Below are 16,157 nucleotides of genomic sequence, written 5' to 3' on the forward strand. Positions count from 1 at the left end.
GAGCGGCACCGGTTCAGGACCCGTGCCGCCGCATCGATCAATTCAGCAACACAGCGGCTACTGTGCTGTTGCTGGTTTCGTCTATTAAAATTGCGTTGCCGTAATCGCTGAGTGATGCAAAATCATCATACACCAATGGTGCGGCAGTTTTGATTTTTGCGCGCACGATCTCGTTCAATTTAACACCATCTTCTGCGGGAATGCGTTCCAATGTGTTTACGTCCAGTTTGTATTCCACTTCGCGCACGATCGTTTTTATTAAACGGCTTTTATGCTGGAGGAAATATTTGTTACCCTGGATCAGCGGCTTATTGTCCAGCCAGCAAAGGACTACTTCTATTTCATTTGCTACTTTGGGTAAGTTATCGGCCCGGGCAAAAGTATCGCCGCGGCTGATGTCGATATCGTCTGCAATATGCAGTACTGCTGCTTGCGGTGCAAATGCTTCCTGCACTTCCACGCCTCCTACTTCAATTTTTGTAATAGTAGAGGTAATGCCTGCAGGCAGAATTTGTATACTATCGCCTACTTTATAAACCCCGCTGATCACCTGGCCGGCATAACCACGATAGTCGTGCAGTTCGGTAGTTTGCGGGCGGATCACATATTGCACCTGGAAGCGCGGATCTTCGTGGTTGATATCGGTATCAACCTGCACTTCTTCCAAAAACTCCAGTAAAGGACTGCCTTTGTACCAGGGCATGTTTTTAGAAGGCTCCACGATATTGTCTCCCAGCAATGCTGAGATCGGAGTATAGCTTATATTTTTTAATTGTAGTTGCTCGGCTACTTTTTCATAGTCGGCTTTTATTTCATTGTACCGCTCTTCAGAAAAATCAACCAGGTCCATTTTATTAATCGCTACTACCACATGCGGAATCTTTAACAGGGAAGCGATAATAGAATGACGGCGGGTTTGCTCAATAACGCCTGCGCGTGCATCGATCAGGATCACGATCAGGCTGGAGTTGGACGCACCGGTGATCATATTCCGGGTGTATTGCACGTGGCCCGGCGCATCAGCGATAATGAACTTTCTTTTTGGAGTAGAAAAATAACGATAGGCCACGTCAATCGTAATGCCCTGCTCTCTTTCCGCCCTTAAACCGTCTGTAAGCAGCGCCAGGTCAATCCCATCGGCATTTTTGTTTTTCGATTGTTTTTCCAGTGCCTCCAGTTGGTCTACCAGGATGCTTTTGCTATCGTACAACAATCTTCCGATCAAAGTGCTTTTACCGTCGTCTACACTGCCCGCAGTTATGAAACGTAATATATCCATTTGAAAATGCTGAATTTGAAATTTAAAATTTTGAATTTAGAAGTAGCCTCCCTTTTTCCGGTCCTCCATCGCGGCTTCGGTTACTCGGTCGTCAATCCTGGTTTCGCCTCTTTCAGAGATACGGGTAGCCATAATTTCATTAACCACTTCATCTAATGTAGAAGCATTGGACTCAACGGCAGCGGTACAGGTCATGTCACCTACGGTGCGGTAACGTACTTTTTTGGTTGCAATAACATCCGTGTCATCAATAGTGATATAATCGGAAACGGCGATCAGTTGCCCTTCGTGTTGGATCACTTCGCGGTCATGTGCGAAATAAATAGAAGGGAGGCCGATGCCTTCTTTCTTGATATAGCTCCATACATCCAGCTCCGTCCAGTTGCTGATAGGGAATACGCGAACGTTCTCGCCTTTATGAATGCGGCCATTATAAATATTCCATAATTCAGGGCGTTGCAATTTGGGCTCCCACTGACCAAATTCGTCTCTCACCGAAAAGATACGTTCCTTGGCCCTTGCTTTTTCCTCATCGCGCCGGGCACCGCCAATGCAAGCATCAAATTTAAATTCCTCAATGGTATCCAGCAGGGTATGGATCTGCAGCCAGTTGCGGCTGGCAAATTTCCCCTTGGGCTCGGTCAGATGTTTTTGTTTAATGGTATCTTCTACCTTACGCACGATCAATTCCGCGCCCACTTCTTTTGCCAGTGCATCGCGGAAGGCCAACGCTTCCGGGAAATTGTGCCCCGTATCAATATGCACCAACGGAAAAGGAAGTTTACCGGGTGCAAAGGCCTTTTTGGCCAGTTGAACCAGGGTAATGGAATCCTTACCGCCGCTAAATAATAATGCCGGTTTTTCAAATTGTGCAGCTACTTCTCTGAAAATGTAAATACTTTCAGCTTCCAATTGCTCTAAATAGTCCAGTTTATACTCACCCATACAATATCTTCTTTATACAGATCCGCTGTGCGGATTCTTTTCAAAATTTTTTTGTTGTTTTCGCGGTTAGCGGTTTTTACCGTTCAATTTATTGGTGCACGTGGAGCCCGCATTCTTTGTGCGATACTTCCCACCACCACCTTCCGGCCCTGGGGTCTTCACCCCGCTCAATAGCCCGGGTGCAGGGGGCACAACCAATGCTGATAAAGCCTTTATCATGCAAAGGATTATACGGAATGTTTTTCTCTTTGATATAATCGATCATCTGCTCATAGCTCCAATGGATCAGCGGGTTGAATTTGTATAGCTTACGGTCTTCATCCCACTCGATCATTTTCATCTCCTTCCGGTTGTCCGACTGTTCGCTGCGCAGGCCGGTGATCCACACCTTGGCGCCCTGCAGTGCACGGTTCAGGGGTTTTACTTTCCGGATAAAACAGCATTGCTTGCGGTTTTCAACGGATTCATAAAAACCATTAACGCCTTTTTCTTTTACATAAGCCTCCACATCGGCAGCTTCAGGAAAATACACCTCGATGTTTGTTCTGTACCGGGCATTGGTTTTTTCCAACAGATCATAATGCTCGTAAAACAACCGTCCGGTATCCAGTGTAAAGATCCGCACCGGTAATTTGTTGGTGGCAATAACTTCCGTGAGCACCTGGTCTTCCTGGCCCAGCGAGGAGGAAAGTACGGTTTCGCCGGGGAACTGATCTGTAACCCGTTTCAGCGCGTCCGCCAACGGAGCATTTTCTATTTCCTGTATTTGTGCTGCTGTAAACACGTTTGCCATTTATGGTTTATCATTTATGGTTTATAGTCGCGTTGAACTATAAACCATAAACAATAAATGAAAAATTAAATATTCGGTTGAGGCGTATAACGCAGGTAAGGTTTTACCTCTTTTACACCCTTAGGGAATTTTTTAATAGCATCTTCCGTGCTGATGGAAGGAACGATGATCACATCTTCACCTTGCTTCCAGTCTGCCGGTGTAGCCACACTGTGGTTGGCAGTCAACTGTAAAGAATCGATCACACGCAGTACTTCCTGGAAATTTCTTCCGGTAGAAGCAGGGTAGGTGATGATCAGTTTTACTTTTTTATCGGGCCCGATGATGAACAGGGAACGCACGGTTGCTTTCTCTGAAGCATTGGGGTGGATCATGTCATAAAGTGTGGCAATATTGCGATCGGGGTCTGCCAGGATGGGGAAATCTACGGAACAATTGTTGGTTTCATTGATATCGTTTCTCCAGCCCAGATGTGAATCCAGCGGATCAACGCTTACGGCTAACGCCTTCACGTTTCTTTTTTCAAATTCGCTTTTCAGTAAAGCTGTTTTCCCTAATTCTGTTGTACAAACCGGGGTGTAATCTGCGGGGTGTGAAAAAAGAACGCCCCAGGAATTGCCCAGGTAATCATGAAAAGAAATTTCTCCTTCTGTGGACTGCGCTTTGAAGTCGGGCGCAATGTCTCCTAATCTTAATGACATAATACAAACTATTTTTTGAGTTATTAAATAACTATTTTATAAAACCTACCAACTAAGTAGACTAATAGGATAAAAAAATAGAGGACCGCAAGGTAGGAATTTTTTTTTAACCGGACGGCGAAAAAATTGGTTTTAATTTTTTTTTACATAAAAAACGGACAACTGTTGTTAGTGAGCCAGGCTCTTTAGGATGTAGTGTTATATTAGGGGAGCAGCAGCGGAGCGGGTTTTATTAATCCTGGAGGTCTTTCAGCGTGCGGTTTTCCAGCACCTGCAACGTAGCGTCCCGCACCTGTTTCATAACGTCATTGAGCCCGCAGTGTTTTTCATCGCAATTTTTACAGCGTTCATAAAAATACAGGCTTACGCAGGGGAGCATGGAAATAGGCCCGTCGATCAACCGGATAATGGTTGCCATTTTAACATCGGCCGGATTTTTTTTGAAAAAATAACCGCCGCCTTTACCTTTTTTGCTTTCCAGGATATCTGCTTTTTTAAGCTCCAGCAGGATGTTTTCCAGAAACTTAAGAGGAATGCGTTTCTTTTTTGCGATCTCGGAGATCAGCACGGGGCCATCCTGTTGCTTATCAGCCAGATAGCTAAGCGCTTTAAAAGCGTATTGCGATTTTTTTGTGAGCATATAGTAATAACAAATGTTAGGTCATAAAGTTAAGAAACTCTTGGTTCAAAAATGAACCCGTACACCCATTAACTGTCTTTTTCTATTTATAAATCTGCGAATTTATTTCAGCCGGTGACGCTGATTCTGTAAAACATTTTGGAGGGTCCAGGGGATCTGTTTTTCGAAAGGCATTTGCCTTTCAGGGCAATCTTCTTTGGAACAAAGCACACATTGAAAGGACCTGCAGCCGTCTGAATGAACGAAGAATTCAACCGCTTCGCCATATTTATTGCGGATCAGCGCCGTCAGCTTATCAATTTCCTGGTGGGCCTGGAGCACATTCAGGTACCAGGGCACGGTAAGATGACAATCAATATGCAATACACTGCCATACTTTATAACACGGAAATTGTGCAGGTCGACCCAGTTTTGACTGCGGTGCTCGTTTATATAGTGGATCATTTCCCCGAGCAATTGCTCATCTGCTTCGTCCATAATGCCGGCCACCGACCGGCGTAATATGGTATAGGAAGTGTATAGGATAAAGGCTGCAAGTAAGATGGCCACAACCGAGTCGATCCAGTGCAGCCCTGTAAAATACACCAGCGCCAGTCCTATGATAATGGTAATTGTGGACCAGGTATCGGTTTGCAGGTGTTTGCCACTTACCTCCAGCGCCAGGGAATGATTCTTTTTTCCTATTTTGATGCAAACGCCTCCCAGGGCGTAATTCGCAATTGCGGTGACGGCAATAAGCAGCATTCCGATGTCCAGCCGGTTCAACATAACGGGATGAATCAACTGGTCGATTGCCTTGTATAAAATGACCAGGCCCGCAATGCCGATCATGGTGCCTTCAACAGCGGCAGATAAAAACTCAGCTTTGCCATGCCCATAAGGATGATTTTCATCGCGTGGCTGCGCCGCCAGGTAAAGGCTGTACAGCCCAATGAAGCCCGCGGCCACATTGGCAATGCTTTCCAGCGCATCGGTCAGTATTGCAACGGAGTACGTAAAGAAATATGCGATGAATTTTATGATCAGTAATAACAGCGATACTGCTACCACCCACTTTTGAATTTTGATATTTTGTCTGGATTCCGTGGTTGTCATGATGAATAAAAAAGGGTTTCAGGAAGGTTAGGATTTTCCGGAGTTCAGGCGTTTCTGTTTTATCTTACTCAAGAGCTTTCGCCTGAGGCGGTTGTAGAATTCCTTATTAAAAAGATTGGAATCGTGCATGGCTTTATACGTAAGAAAGACGCCGATTGGAGCAAGGATGAAAGTGGAAAGCCACAATCCTGAAAAAGCGCTGAGGCTGCCTTCTTTCGCCATTTTTTCACCCGTGTTGGAAGAAAAATAAAACACCAGAAAAAATACGATCGCAAAGATCATGGGCGTTCCCAGCCCACCCTTACGGATAATAGAGCCCAGGGGGGCGCCAATCATAAACATCAGGAAGCAGGCCAGTGCCAGCACGATCTTTTTATGCCATTCTATTTTATAGCGCCGGATATTTTTCTCCTGTTCCTGTATGCTGCTGAGGTTAATGCTGGCATTATCTTTTGCCGCATTAATATTTCCAAGCGCCCGTTCTCCCAGGTTGCTTTGCACACTGTCTGGCAAAAATGCCGTGAGGGTTTGAGCTTCCTGTTTTTTCTTTCGCAGCGCCGCGCTGTCGGTTTTGACCGTGTTGCGGGCAACAGAATCGAGTGGGACGACTGGTATCGCGGGTTTTGCCCGCACAACCGAATCGCTCTTCTTTTGGATACTGTCTGCCCGTGCGGCTCTTTTTTTCCTCTTTTTTATTTTTTTTGCGGCAGCGGAAAGTGCTGCTGTTGCCGAATCTTTTTTATGTAAAACGGAGTCTTTTTTTATGGGTTTTGCTGCTACAGCAACCGCTTTTCCTGTTACCGAATCCAGGCCTCTGAAAGCTTCATTGTTCTTTTTAAAATTGAGCACGGAATCCGGAATGGTGACTCCTTTTACCACGCTATCCTTATACTGTAATAAACTGAAGTTGGCCATCATATTGGATCGGTAGCGGCCAATTTCCGCATCTGCAACTCTCGTCATGGAATCGATCGAAAGATTCAGTTGCCGCATATTCAATACCCGTTCATTATTGCGGTTATTGCTGTCACTGGACGATTTAAAGTTAAAAGAACTGATGTCCAGTTGCATTTTATATTGCTGAAAACCGAGGCGTACGTATTCGGTGGCGGAGTCGGAACGGTTGCCGCGTTCCTGGTAGCGCCATCCGTCTTTAAAAACGATATCCAGGAACCGTTTGTCGGGGGAGGGGCGCATGGTGCCGCTTTTGGCGATCACAAAGTTATCCTGCAGGGCGCCATATGCATTATTTTCAAAAACAATTACATCCCGTATGGTGCTGTCGTCCTTTTCTTTTTTCCCGATTTTAATAGCAAAACGGTCCAGCTTGTCATAAAAGACACCTTCTTTGATATCAAAGGCTGGCTTGGCCAACACGATATCAGAGAGCATGGTGCGGGATTTTAGTTGCGCCACCGGGATAATATAGTTGGCAAAAAGAAAGGCGCAAAAACTGATAAAAAGCGATACAAAAACCAGGGGGCGCATAAAACGGAGCAACGATATTCCCGAGGATTTGACGGCCACCAGCTCAAAAGATTCGCCCAGGTTGCCGAAAGTCATTAATGAAGACAACAGCACGGCCAGGGGCAGGGCCAGCGGGATCAATACCGCGCTCTGGTACCAGATAAATTTCAGAATGGTGAATGCATCCAGCCCTTTGCCCACAAAATCATCGATCCACAACCAAAAGAACTGCATTACCAGTACAAAGAGCGTAATGAAAAAAGTGGCCACAAACGGGCCAATAAATGATTTAATAATTAGTTTGTCTAACTTTTTCAATTCCTTCCTGTTTCTGGTCTGCTGTACCTGGTACCTGGATCATGGTTTATAGTTAAGGGTTCATAGCTCACGCGCCATGAACTATGATCTATTTGCCATAAACTCTTTAATTTGCAAATAACGCATACAATAATGGAACAAACAAAATTAAGCCTTTCTGCACAGGAGCTGGCAATGGTCACCGACCCCGGAATTATTTTAACAAAGAATGGGGTTTTGCAAAAAATGCAGTCAGCATTGTATGCGCTTTATGCCTGGCAGCAGGATTTTGTGGCAAAGAACAACGGGTTGCCGGCGGCGTTATTTGAAACGAACGGGAAAGTGGCTAAAGGCGAAAGTTATAAGGGGTTACCGTATGTTTTGCTCGATTACCCCCGTAATTTCAGGCAGGGTCATTTTTTTTCTATAAGGAGCCTCTTCTGGTGGGGCCGGCAGGTAAGTACAACGTTGCATCTTTCAGGAAACCAGGTACAGCGGTGGGCGCCCCTGTTATGCCGGCGCATAAGCTGTTTACAGGAACATCATTTTTATTTGAGTTATAGCGGTGATGAGTGGGAGCATGACCTAAGCGAAGATACCTACAGCCCGCTTGCTGAAATGACGATTGACGAACTACAGCGCATCACTGCCCATAGCCGGTTTCTTAAAATAGCTTCCTTTATAGCCATTGGCCAGCTCATTGACGCGCCGGAGTTCTGGCGGAACCGCTTCCGCACGCTACTGGAAATTCTTTTTAAACCTGAGGAAGGCGGGGCTGTTTAGATTTAATTGATCAGAGAGGTCAGTTACCCAGGCGATGGAATAATTCCTTGACCTGGTAATCCCAAAGCTGGCTTTGGTCTTTAAGCTCTCTTTTTTCCGCGAAATCGGTGATTACAAGGATGGTCTGGTTCGTAATTTCAGATTTATCGATACGGAACTCAAAATATTCGCTTTTTGGCGCGCCCACCCAATGGAAGCGGATAAAACGCTCTTCTTCCTGGTCCAGTACTTCCGCTTCTTCTGTAGAACCGTTCCAACCAAAATAGAAATGCCCGTTCCTTTCGTCCACTGTTTCCGCAAACCACTCACCCAACCCGTTTGATGTAGCCAAAAATTCATATAAAATGGTCGGGGAACAACGAACCGGGAACTCAAGTGTATATAGCTGTTTACTCATCTCTGTTGGGTATATTTAATAATCCAATTCGCTACAATAATATTAAAATTATATTACTGTCAAAATTTTTTTTAAAAATCAGGGGTTTAGGAGGATAGTGGGGTGGTTTTTGATGAATTAAACACTTTTTAACCTGCAATACCAAAATTTGCACAATTTTGATATTGCAAAAACGGTGCAATGGGAGCAGGGAAGTTTCTTTTATTTCCCAATACAGAACTTCCCAAAGATCGTTCCTAATATATCCCGGTCTACTTCTACCTGACCGGTGATGGCACCAAGATAGTGGAGCGCACGCCGGATATCTATTGATAACAGATCGCCGGTAAGGCCTTGTTCCATCCCTGTTTCAATGGCCTGAAGGCTTTCCATCATTTTTGCCAGCGCCTCATAATGGCGGGCATTGGTTACAATGGTGTTTTCAGTTTTGATGGTATCGCCGATCGCTTTTTCGTACATCAGGTCTTTAAGAGCTTCAATGCCGGTATTGTTTTTTGCACTGATCGCAATTTCTGATTCTTTATTTCTGATTGCTGATTTCTGATTTCCCTTGTGATCGGTTTTGTTCCACACCGTAATGGTCTTGTCAGCAAAAGGCGCCAGCCAGTCAATAGGAGTATTGTCCGGATCGGTAATGTCTGACAGGTGCAGGATCAATGCTGCTTTCTCCGCGTTCTGCTTGCTGCGTTTGATGCCGATGCTTTCGATCTGGTCCAACGTGTGCTCGCGGATGCCTGCTGTATCTATCAGCCGGAACAGCACTCCCTTTATATTCAGCGTTTCCTCAATAGTATCCCGCGTAGTGCCGGCAATATCGCTCACAATAGCGCGTTCCTCATTCAGCAATGCGTTTAACAATGTGCTTTTACCTACATTGGGTTTTCCGATGATGGCAACGGCAACGCCATTCTTGATTACATTGCCTAATTGAAAGGAGTTGAGCAAATTTGAGATCTGCGATTTGAGATTTGCGATCAGGCTTTTGAACTGTGCGCGGTCGGCAAACTCCACGTCCTCATCGCTGAAATCCAGTTCCAATTCAATTAATGCAGCAAAATTGATCAGTTGATCCCGGAGTTGGGCCAGTTCGCCGGAGAACCCGCCCCGCAGTTGTTGCAGGGCTGCCTGTTGCTGGGCCTTGCTATCGGCAGCGATCAGGTCCGCTACAGCTTCTGCCTGAGCCAGATCCAGCTTTCCATTTAAGAAGGCCCGCTGGGTGTATTCACCGGCCCGGGCCAGCCGGGCGCCGGTGGCAACAGCAGCTTCCAGTATTTTCCGGAGAATATAGGGAGAGCCGTGCCCGCTGATCTCCACCACATCTTCCCCGGTATAACTTTTGGGCCCCTTGAATATGGTGACCACTACTTCGTCGATAAACTCCCCTCCACCCGGATCAATGATATGCCCGAAATGAACCGTATGCGAGGGCTGAAGGGTGAGCTCCCGCCCCTTGAAAATTTTACCCGCAATCGCAAGGGCGTCCGAACCGCTCAGCCTTATGACGCCAATGGCGCCCACACCCGGAGGAGTGGCAATAGCGACGATAGTATCTTCAAACCCAGAAAGATGATTCATGGCTGCAAAAGTACCGATTCGGGGGGATAGCGCCTATATGCCCGCTTTTCGGGAACATAACACTTTTATTTTCACTGATTCTTCAGATTCACAAAGAAGCTTTTAAACCTTTTGCGCAATCACTATTCTTTTCTGTGAAAATCTGTTGTTTCTGTGAGCCGTACATTCATATTATACTTAATTTTATTGCCTTCATCCAATTAATTGTAATCTTATCATGCAAGTACGGTTTTTGCCTTTCCTGGTTTTATTGTTTGCTCTGTGCCCCTTTATTTCAAAATCTCAAAAAACTGCTCAGCCCGAGTATTACCAATTGTCCATATATAAATATTCCAAAACTGAACAGGAAGCAGTGCTGAAGCAGTATTTTGAAACAGCGCTGGTGCCGGCGCTGCATCGTCAGCAGATCAACCGGGTGGGTGTGTTTGAAAAAATAGCGAATGATACTGCTGCCGTAAAGGAGCTTTATGTATTGATTCCTCTTAAGAACCCCGGTCAACAGGAATTGGTCAGGCAGCGGCTGCAAAAGGATGCGCCTTATCTTTCGGCGAGCCAGCCCTTCCGCGAAGCGAATTATAAAACTCCTGCGTATGACCGTATGGAAACCATATGGCTGAAAGCATTTGCGCTGATGCCGGCGCTGAAGATCCCTGCATTAACGGGACAGAAGCAGGAGCGGGTGTATGAACTCCGCAGTTATCAAAGTCCTACCGAGCAATTATTTCGCAGTAAAGTAAAAATGTTTAACGAGGGCGGTGAGATCGCTATTTTCAAAAACCTGAACTTTAATGCGGTTTTTTATGGGGAAGTGATTGCGGGCTGTCATATGCCCAACCTGATGTACCTGACCACGCATGAAAACAAGGAAGACCGGGATGCCCACTGGAAAAGCTTTGGCAGCGACCCGGCCTGGAAACGGCTGAATACAATGGAGGAGTATAAAAACAATGTTTCTCATATCGATATTTCTTTTCTTCGACCTCTGGCTTGTTCGGATATTTAACAGCGTTTGTGTAAAGGTCTCCCACAGATCGCGCTGATTTTCGCAGAAAAAGAGCCTGTCTGCAGTGGTCTGCGTATTCTGCGGGAAACCTTACTTTTGCCCGAAATGAAAAAGGAACATTTAAAAGAGATCGATTTTGCCGAAGGCGCGGTATTACTGATCGATAAACCGTTGGAGTGGACGTCTTTTGACGTGGTGCGGAAAGTGCGGAACCTGATCCGGGTAAAAAAAGTAGGGCATGCAGGCACGCTGGACCCCCTGGCAACGGGTTTGCTGGTGGTTTGTACGGGAAAGTTCACCAAGCAGATCAATACGTATATGGCGCGGGAAAAGGAATATACCGGCACTTTTACGATCGGCGCCGTTACGCCTACTTACGACCTGGAAAGCAGCCCTGAGAATTTTAAACCTTACGAGCATATTACCCTTTTTGAAATAGAAGCAGCCACGCATCAATTTACAGGAACCATCCAGCAAATCCCCCCGGCACATTCTGCTATTAAAAAGGATGGTAAACGGGTGTATGAGTTGGCGCGTAAGGGAATCGAAGTGCAACTGGATCCCCGGACGGTAGTAATTTCAAGCTTTGAAATAGACGCTACCAGGCTCCCGGAGATCGCTTTTAAAGTGGTTTGTTCTACCGGAACCTATATCCGGAGCCTGGCGCATGATTTTGGACAGGCCCTGGGCTGCGGCGCTTATTTGAGCAGTCTGCGGCGCACCCGCATCGGGTCGTTTTCCGTTAACGAAGCGATTACGATGGATGCGTTCACGGAAGCTATGAAGGAACGGAAGGCCGATCTGTGAGGGTTTTAAAAACCTCATAGGTCTTAGAATATAAACGGATACCCGATGCCAATCTGCAACTGGCTGCCTTTAAAGAAGGGATAAGCGAAGAATTTGTTTTGATAGATGCTGTTTTCGGGGCTGGGGCTGGGGTCCTTGACCTTATAGGCATAATCGAGGCGGATCACAAAAAAGCCAAGATCTACCCGCATACCCGCGCCAGAACCAATGGCCAGGTCGGTACCCAGGCGCCCCAGTTTAAAGATCTGATCATTGGTGCCGGCATCTTTTTTCACCAGCCACACATTGCCCATATCGGTAAAGGCCGCGCCATTAACGGGGATGCCGGCAACTTTAAACAGTGGAAACCGGTACTCGAAATTCGCCTCCAGTTGCATGTCTCCAAACCGGTCGGGAATACTGTAATCCCCTGTAAAATTATTGATATAGGAGCCCGGTCCTAATCGGCGCAATTGCCAGGCACGCATACTGTTGGGGCCGCCGGCAAAATATTGCTTAAAAAAGGGCAATTGGAGCCGCTTTTCCGGGTTGGGTGTGGAACCTAATTCGTACCCCAGCCCCGCAAAACCTCTTGTAATAAAAGAAGTTTTTGCCCACCTGATCATACGGGCATACTCAATATCCATTTTTACAAAACGGTATAAATTATCATCAATAAATTTATTTTTCACCATGCCTGTTAACAGGCCCGATTCTTCAAAATTGGCACGGAATACGCTGGAATTGCGCCCGTTCCGCTCATTCCAGGGCATAATAAAATTCACAATCGTGGAGGTAATTAAACCATCGTTAAAAAGGTTTTTGATGGAAGGGTTTTGTACGATGAGCTTGTCCAGGCTGTCTCTTTTTACCAGGTAGGCGTATTCAATATTGGGTACTTTTAACCGTAAAGTGTAGGTCCTGTTTTTTGTAAGATAGTCTTTAGCATGCCAGGAAAATTCATAGCCCCAGGAGGCGTTTAATGAGCTAAGGTTGAAAAGATAGATCCTGTCGGTGCTTGTTGCATTAAGGGTGAATATAGAACGAAAATTACCCCTGAAATTATCTTTAAACGATTGCATGCCGGGGAAAATGAATCTTGGATAGGAAATAGAATTAGACAGGCTGAACTGCTGTGTCTGAATAATACGCCCGGCTGTAAACTGTCCCAGCTCTACCATATAGCTGGCATTGGTGGTCATGAGGTTGGCCGCCCGGGCGAAATTCCTGTTCTGCAATCCCATGGTTAACCCGATCCCGACAAAATTTCCGGTGATGGCACTCTGGCTGTAGCTGCTTTCCACGCTGGTGGTGAAATTATATTTCTTGGCGGGAATCAGTTTTATGGCAATGTCCACAGTATCGGAACCCGTCCGTGGTATTTGCGCGATGTCTACCATGCGCCAGGTACCCACGCCGGTGAGGCGGTTCGTGGTGCGGGTATACCGTCTTTGATCATACCGATCGCCGGGATGAAAATAAATAAGTGGTGGAAATATCCTGGGTTTAAACTTGTTGGTATGTTGTATTACGCCAATGTTTTTTGCAAAGACCAGTGTGGTATCGCTCCTGGAAGGGTCATTACTGAAGGGGTCTACTGTTATTTTACCAATATAATAGGGACGCAGGAGCGAGGTGTCATCCACCGGCCTCATGCGGATATTCAGGTTCGCGGTGGGGCTCATCCGGCGCTTTTTTAACAATTCCAGTTGTGCCGCCTGTTCGAAGGGGTCAAGCGAGGGCTGCAAAAGAGAAATATCCAGCGTATCCCATAAGCCAAAAAGCATCGACCGGGAAAAACGCAGGTAGCCGTTATTTCGGTAAAGCTCTACCAGCCGGTCCATTTCTGAGGAGATGGGCCCCTGTGCAAAAGGATCGCCTTTTTTTATAAGCTGTTTATCAAGGTTGCGCTGGGTTAATTGCTGCAAACTGTCGTAGCGCAAGGTATAGGAAAGAGAATCAATACGGGTTACCGGCCCCGGCCAGATATTGAACTGGACAAATGCCCGTTGCTGCTCCCCTGCATTTTTAATGGCTGTTGTAAAAGCGATGGAGTCCCGGAAATAGCCCTGGGAGTTCAGGTAGTAATGCATGTTTTGCATCGACTTGCTGATCAGCCCTGTATCCAGTTTTGTGGGATTTTTTATCACAGCCCACAATACTTTATCCTGCTCTTTCGACTGTATGCTGTCGTCCAACTGCGGCACCAGGCCCGCCTCCAGCCTGCTTTTTTCATCTTTATCGGGCTGCCCGTTTACCTTTACGGTTGTTTGAAAGATAAAAGGATGCGCTTCCGGCGGATTTTTCACTATAGTAAATAGTTTGCAGGAAGATAAAAACAACAGTGTGAGCACTGTTACAGTAAGAAATGTATTTTTGGACGCTTTTACCAGGATGTGATGGTTTAATTTAATAATTTATAGAACAGATGATTCCTAAATCTGAGATCAAATATATCCAAACTTTATTCCAAAAAAAATTCAGAGATGCGGAGGGGTGCTATCTCATTGAAGGGCCAAAAATACTGGATGAGGCGCTTACTGCTGCCCAAACCGCTGTTAAAAAGATATTTGGATTAAGCGAATGGATCGATCAACACGAGTTCCGTTATCCTGATATTGAAATGAATGTCGTTTCATCATTTGAACTGGAAAAAATAAGCCAGCTAAAAACGCCCAACCAGGTAATAGCCCTGATGGCAAAGCCGGAGCGGTCCGGTATTGTTAGTCCTCAACAGGATATTGTTCTGGCACTGGATGGTATACAGGATCCGGGAAACCTGGGAACCATCGTACGGATCGCTGATTGGTTTGGGATTCCCCAGGTAGTGTGCAGTAAGGATTGTGCTGATGTGTATGGCGGCAAAGTGGTTCAGGCGGCAATGGGAAGTATTTTCCGGGTGCCCGTTTGTTATGAAGACCTGCCGGTGTGGATCGTGCGGCAAAAAAGAACGCCCGTGTATGGGGCCGTATTAGATGGCACGCCTTTAAAGCAGGTAAAACATGTGACCAGTGGCGTATTGGTGATCGGCAATGAATCAAAAGGCATTCGCCCGGAGGTGGCCGCGCTACTCACAGAGAAAATTACCATTGAAAAAACGGGGGGTGCAGAATCATTAAACGCCGCCGTAGCAACCGGCATTTTGCTTGCCTACCTGAAATGAATCGCTTTTACCACCTGAACTTTTTTTACGATATAGGTTGGAATAAGCAATACCAGCAAGCAAACAAGGAAAGTAGAAAGACAAATGGCGATAATTTCCCAGGCGGAAATGGCAACGGCCGCCTCGCTGAGATAATAAGCGCTTTCATCCAGTTTGATAAAGCCGGTTTTTAGTTGTGCGAAAATCAGCCCCAAAGCGCAAACAGCGCCAATAACAATGCCGGTTATGGTTATTAACAGGCTATGCCGCAGGAATATTTTCTGCACTGTCCAGTCGGAAGCGCCGATGGCTTTTAACACCCCGATCATCCGCATCCGCTCCAGCACCAGGATGATCAGGCAGGTGATCAGGTTGATGACAGCCACAATGATCATAATAACGATGAGCAGGTTCCGGGTTACATCCTGCATATTCAGCCAGTCGAAGATATTCGGAACAAAGGTTTTGATGCTTTGGGCATCCCAGTCTTCCGGCATTGCCGGTGATTGCATCAGTTGATTGGCAACCGTATCAATTTTTTTATAGTCCCTGAGAAATACTTCGTACCCGCCAATCTGGTCAGCATCCCAGTCGTTCAGCCGGCGGATCAGTTTCAGATCAGCAATAGCAAAGGCTTTGTCGTATTCTTCAATGCCTGTTTTATAAATTCCGGTAACGGTGAGCCGGTCCGGCCGCAGGGAGTTATCGGGGCGGATAAAATAGATCAGCACCCGGCTGCCGGTATCCAGTTTCAACTGTTGAGCCGTATAGTCGGAGAGCATGATCTCCCGGCTATAGGTAGAATCTGAAAACCGCGGGGGGCGCCCCTTTTGTATAAACTGCTTTAAATTGCTGAAGTTATAGGTACTGTCTACTCCTTTTACCAGCACCCCTTCCAGGTCGTCTTTCGTTTTTACAATGGCATACCTTGTGGCAAAGGGTTGAATAACGGCAACCTGTGGATTTTTTTTGATCTGCGCCACGAGGGCCGGGTTAGCTGTGATAGGAGTTTCCTCGGATACCACATATTGATAAGGGGCCATTGCCTGTATGCGGATATGGCCCCAGAAGCTAAATACTTTTTCGCTGACCTTTTTTTGAAAACCGTTGGCAAAAGCCAGGGTGACGATCATTACCGCAACGCTGATAGCCGTAGCTGCAATGGAAAGCCTGATAATAAAACGGGAAAAAGAGCGCTGTTTATTAAAGGCAATCCTGTTGGCAATAAAAGAAGCGGTATTCAACTGCGTGTTA

General features: G+C 46.2%; 15 protein-coding genes. 4 read left to right on the forward strand and 11 right to left on the reverse strand.

The window, feature by feature from the left end:
* Window positions 1-37: 37 nt before the first annotated feature.
* The 7 genes from NIASO_RS16840 to NIASO_RS16870 all read right to left on the reverse strand — a co-directional run bounded on the left by NIASO_RS16840 (window position 38) and on the right by NIASO_RS16870 (window position 7,238).
* Window positions 38-1,279, reverse strand: a complete 1,242-nt coding sequence (locus tag NIASO_RS16840) for a sulfate adenylyltransferase subunit 1 (RefSeq protein ID WP_008587904.1) — start codon at window positions 1,277-1,279, stop codon at window positions 38-40.
* 36 nt (window positions 1,280-1,315) lie between these two features.
* Complete coding sequence (cysD, locus tag NIASO_RS16845) at window positions 1,316-2,224, reverse strand: sulfate adenylyltransferase subunit CysD (protein ID WP_008587906.1); 909 nt, start codon at window positions 2,222-2,224, stop codon at window positions 1,316-1,318.
* 88 nt (window positions 2,225-2,312) lie between these two features.
* On the reverse strand, window positions 2,313-3,017 hold the full coding sequence (locus tag NIASO_RS16850; protein ID WP_008587907.1) for a phosphoadenylyl-sulfate reductase: 705 nt from the start codon (window positions 3,015-3,017) through the stop codon (window positions 2,313-2,315).
* Window positions 3,018-3,082: 65 nt separating this feature from the next.
* Window positions 3,083-3,718: a peroxiredoxin gene (locus tag NIASO_RS16855; RefSeq protein ID WP_008587909.1), complete on the reverse strand. Its 636-nt coding sequence runs from the start codon at window positions 3,716-3,718 to the stop codon at window positions 3,083-3,085.
* Window positions 3,719-3,950: 232 nt separating this feature from the next.
* The gene (locus NIASO_RS16860; RefSeq protein ID WP_008587911.1) at window positions 3,951-4,358 is read right to left on the reverse strand and encodes an RrF2 family transcriptional regulator; all 408 of its coding nucleotides are present in this window, start codon (window positions 4,356-4,358) and stop codon (window positions 3,951-3,953) included.
* Window positions 4,359-4,460: 102 nt separating this feature from the next.
* On the reverse strand, window positions 4,461-5,453 hold the full coding sequence (locus NIASO_RS16865) for a cation diffusion facilitator family transporter (protein WP_008587913.1): 993 nt from the start codon (window positions 5,451-5,453) through the stop codon (window positions 4,461-4,463).
* A gap of 27 nt (window positions 5,454-5,480) precedes the next feature.
* Complete coding sequence (locus tag NIASO_RS16870; protein WP_008587915.1) at window positions 5,481-7,238, reverse strand: LptF/LptG family permease; 1,758 nt, start codon at window positions 7,236-7,238, stop codon at window positions 5,481-5,483.
* A gap of 132 nt (window positions 7,239-7,370) precedes the next feature.
* On the opposite strand from NIASO_RS16870, the gene NIASO_RS16875 reads away from it, so the two are divergent.
* Window positions 7,371-8,000, forward strand: coding sequence for a hypothetical protein (locus tag NIASO_RS16875; RefSeq protein ID WP_008587916.1), 630 nt, complete (start codon window positions 7,371-7,373; stop codon window positions 7,998-8,000).
* 19 nt (window positions 8,001-8,019) lie between these two features.
* Here the strand turns inward: NIASO_RS16875 and NIASO_RS16880 are convergent, their stop codons facing one another.
* The gene (locus tag NIASO_RS16880) at window positions 8,020-8,397 is read right to left on the reverse strand and encodes an START-like domain-containing protein (RefSeq protein WP_008587918.1); all 378 of its coding nucleotides are present in this window, start codon (window positions 8,395-8,397) and stop codon (window positions 8,020-8,022) included.
* A gap of 201 nt (window positions 8,398-8,598) precedes the next feature.
* Entirely contained in the window at window positions 8,599-9,972 is a 1,374-nt protein-coding gene (gene mnmE / locus NIASO_RS16885) for a tRNA uridine-5-carboxymethylaminomethyl(34) synthesis GTPase MnmE (protein WP_008587921.1), read from the reverse strand.
* Between the two features lie 217 nt (window positions 9,973-10,189).
* Here mnmE and NIASO_RS16890 point away from each other — a divergent pair, with 217 nt between their 5' ends.
* Together NIASO_RS16890 and truB are read left to right on the forward strand one after the other, a co-directional pair.
* Window positions 10,190-10,975 (forward strand): NIPSNAP family protein, encoded by a 786-nt coding sequence (locus NIASO_RS16890; protein ID WP_008587923.1) that lies wholly within the window; start codon window positions 10,190-10,192, stop codon window positions 10,973-10,975.
* Window positions 10,976-11,080: 105 nt separating this feature from the next.
* Window positions 11,081-11,782, forward strand: a complete 702-nt coding sequence (gene truB / locus NIASO_RS16895; RefSeq protein ID WP_025299087.1) for a tRNA pseudouridine(55) synthase TruB — start codon at window positions 11,081-11,083, stop codon at window positions 11,780-11,782.
* A 23-nt stretch (window positions 11,783-11,805) separates the two neighbouring features.
* Here truB and tamL read toward each other — a convergent pair whose 3' ends face one another.
* A complete protein-coding gene (gene tamL, locus NIASO_RS16900; RefSeq protein ID WP_245605199.1) occupies window positions 11,806-14,070 on the reverse strand; it encodes a translocation and assembly module lipoprotein TamL in 2,265 nt (754 codons plus the stop codon).
* A 119-nt stretch (window positions 14,071-14,189) separates the two neighbouring features.
* Between tamL and NIASO_RS16905 the strand changes: the two genes are divergently transcribed.
* Window positions 14,190-14,924 carry a TrmH family RNA methyltransferase gene (locus NIASO_RS16905; RefSeq protein WP_008587930.1) on the forward strand — a complete coding sequence of 245 codons (735 nt, stop codon included), beginning with the start codon at window positions 14,190-14,192 and terminating at the stop codon, window positions 14,922-14,924.
* On the opposite strand, the gene NIASO_RS16910 is transcribed toward NIASO_RS16905, so the two are convergent.
* On the reverse strand, window positions 14,912-16,147 hold the full coding sequence (locus NIASO_RS16910) for an ABC transporter permease (RefSeq protein WP_008587933.1): 1,236 nt from the start codon (window positions 16,145-16,147) through the stop codon (window positions 14,912-14,914). The genes NIASO_RS16905 and NIASO_RS16910 overlap by 13 nt on opposite strands.
* Window positions 16,148-16,157 lie beyond the last annotated feature (10 nt).

The organism is Niabella soli DSM 19437 (assembly GCF_000243115.2).
Taxonomy (GTDB): Bacteria; Bacteroidota; Bacteroidia; order Chitinophagales; family Chitinophagaceae; genus Niabella; species Niabella soli.

Coding starts and splice junctions, on each gene's coding strand:
- NIASO_RS16875 (WP_008587916.1), top strand. CDS start 7,371: ATGGAACAAACAAAATTAAGCCTTTCTGCACAGGAGCTGGCAATGGTC.
- mnmE (WP_008587921.1), bottom strand. CDS start 9,972: ATGAATCATCTTTCTGGGTTTGAAGATACTATCGTCGCTATTGCCACT.
- NIASO_RS16855 (WP_008587909.1), bottom strand. CDS start 3,718: ATGTCATTAAGATTAGGAGACATTGCGCCCGACTTCAAAGCGCAGTCC.
- NIASO_RS16905 (WP_008587930.1), top strand. CDS start 14,190: ATGATTCCTAAATCTGAGATCAAATATATCCAAACTTTATTCCAAAAA.
- truB (WP_025299087.1), top strand. CDS start 11,081: ATGAAAAAGGAACATTTAAAAGAGATCGATTTTGCCGAAGGCGCGGTA.
- NIASO_RS16860 (WP_008587911.1), bottom strand. CDS start 4,358: ATGCTCACAAAAAAATCGCAATACGCTTTTAAAGCGCTTAGCTATCTG.
- cysD (WP_008587906.1), bottom strand. CDS start 2,224: ATGGGTGAGTATAAACTGGACTATTTAGAGCAATTGGAAGCTGAAAGT.
- NIASO_RS16880 (WP_008587918.1), bottom strand. CDS start 8,397: ATGAGTAAACAGCTATATACACTTGAGTTCCCGGTTCGTTGTTCCCCG.
- NIASO_RS16850 (WP_008587907.1), bottom strand. CDS start 3,017: ATGGCAAACGTGTTTACAGCAGCACAAATACAGGAAATAGAAAATGCT.
- NIASO_RS16840 (WP_008587904.1), bottom strand. CDS start 1,279: ATGGATATATTACGTTTCATAACTGCGGGCAGTGTAGACGACGGTAAA.
- NIASO_RS16890 (WP_008587923.1), top strand. CDS start 10,190: ATGCAAGTACGGTTTTTGCCTTTCCTGGTTTTATTGTTTGCTCTGTGC.
- NIASO_RS16865 (WP_008587913.1), bottom strand. CDS start 5,453: ATGACAACCACGGAATCCAGACAAAATATCAAAATTCAAAAGTGGGTG.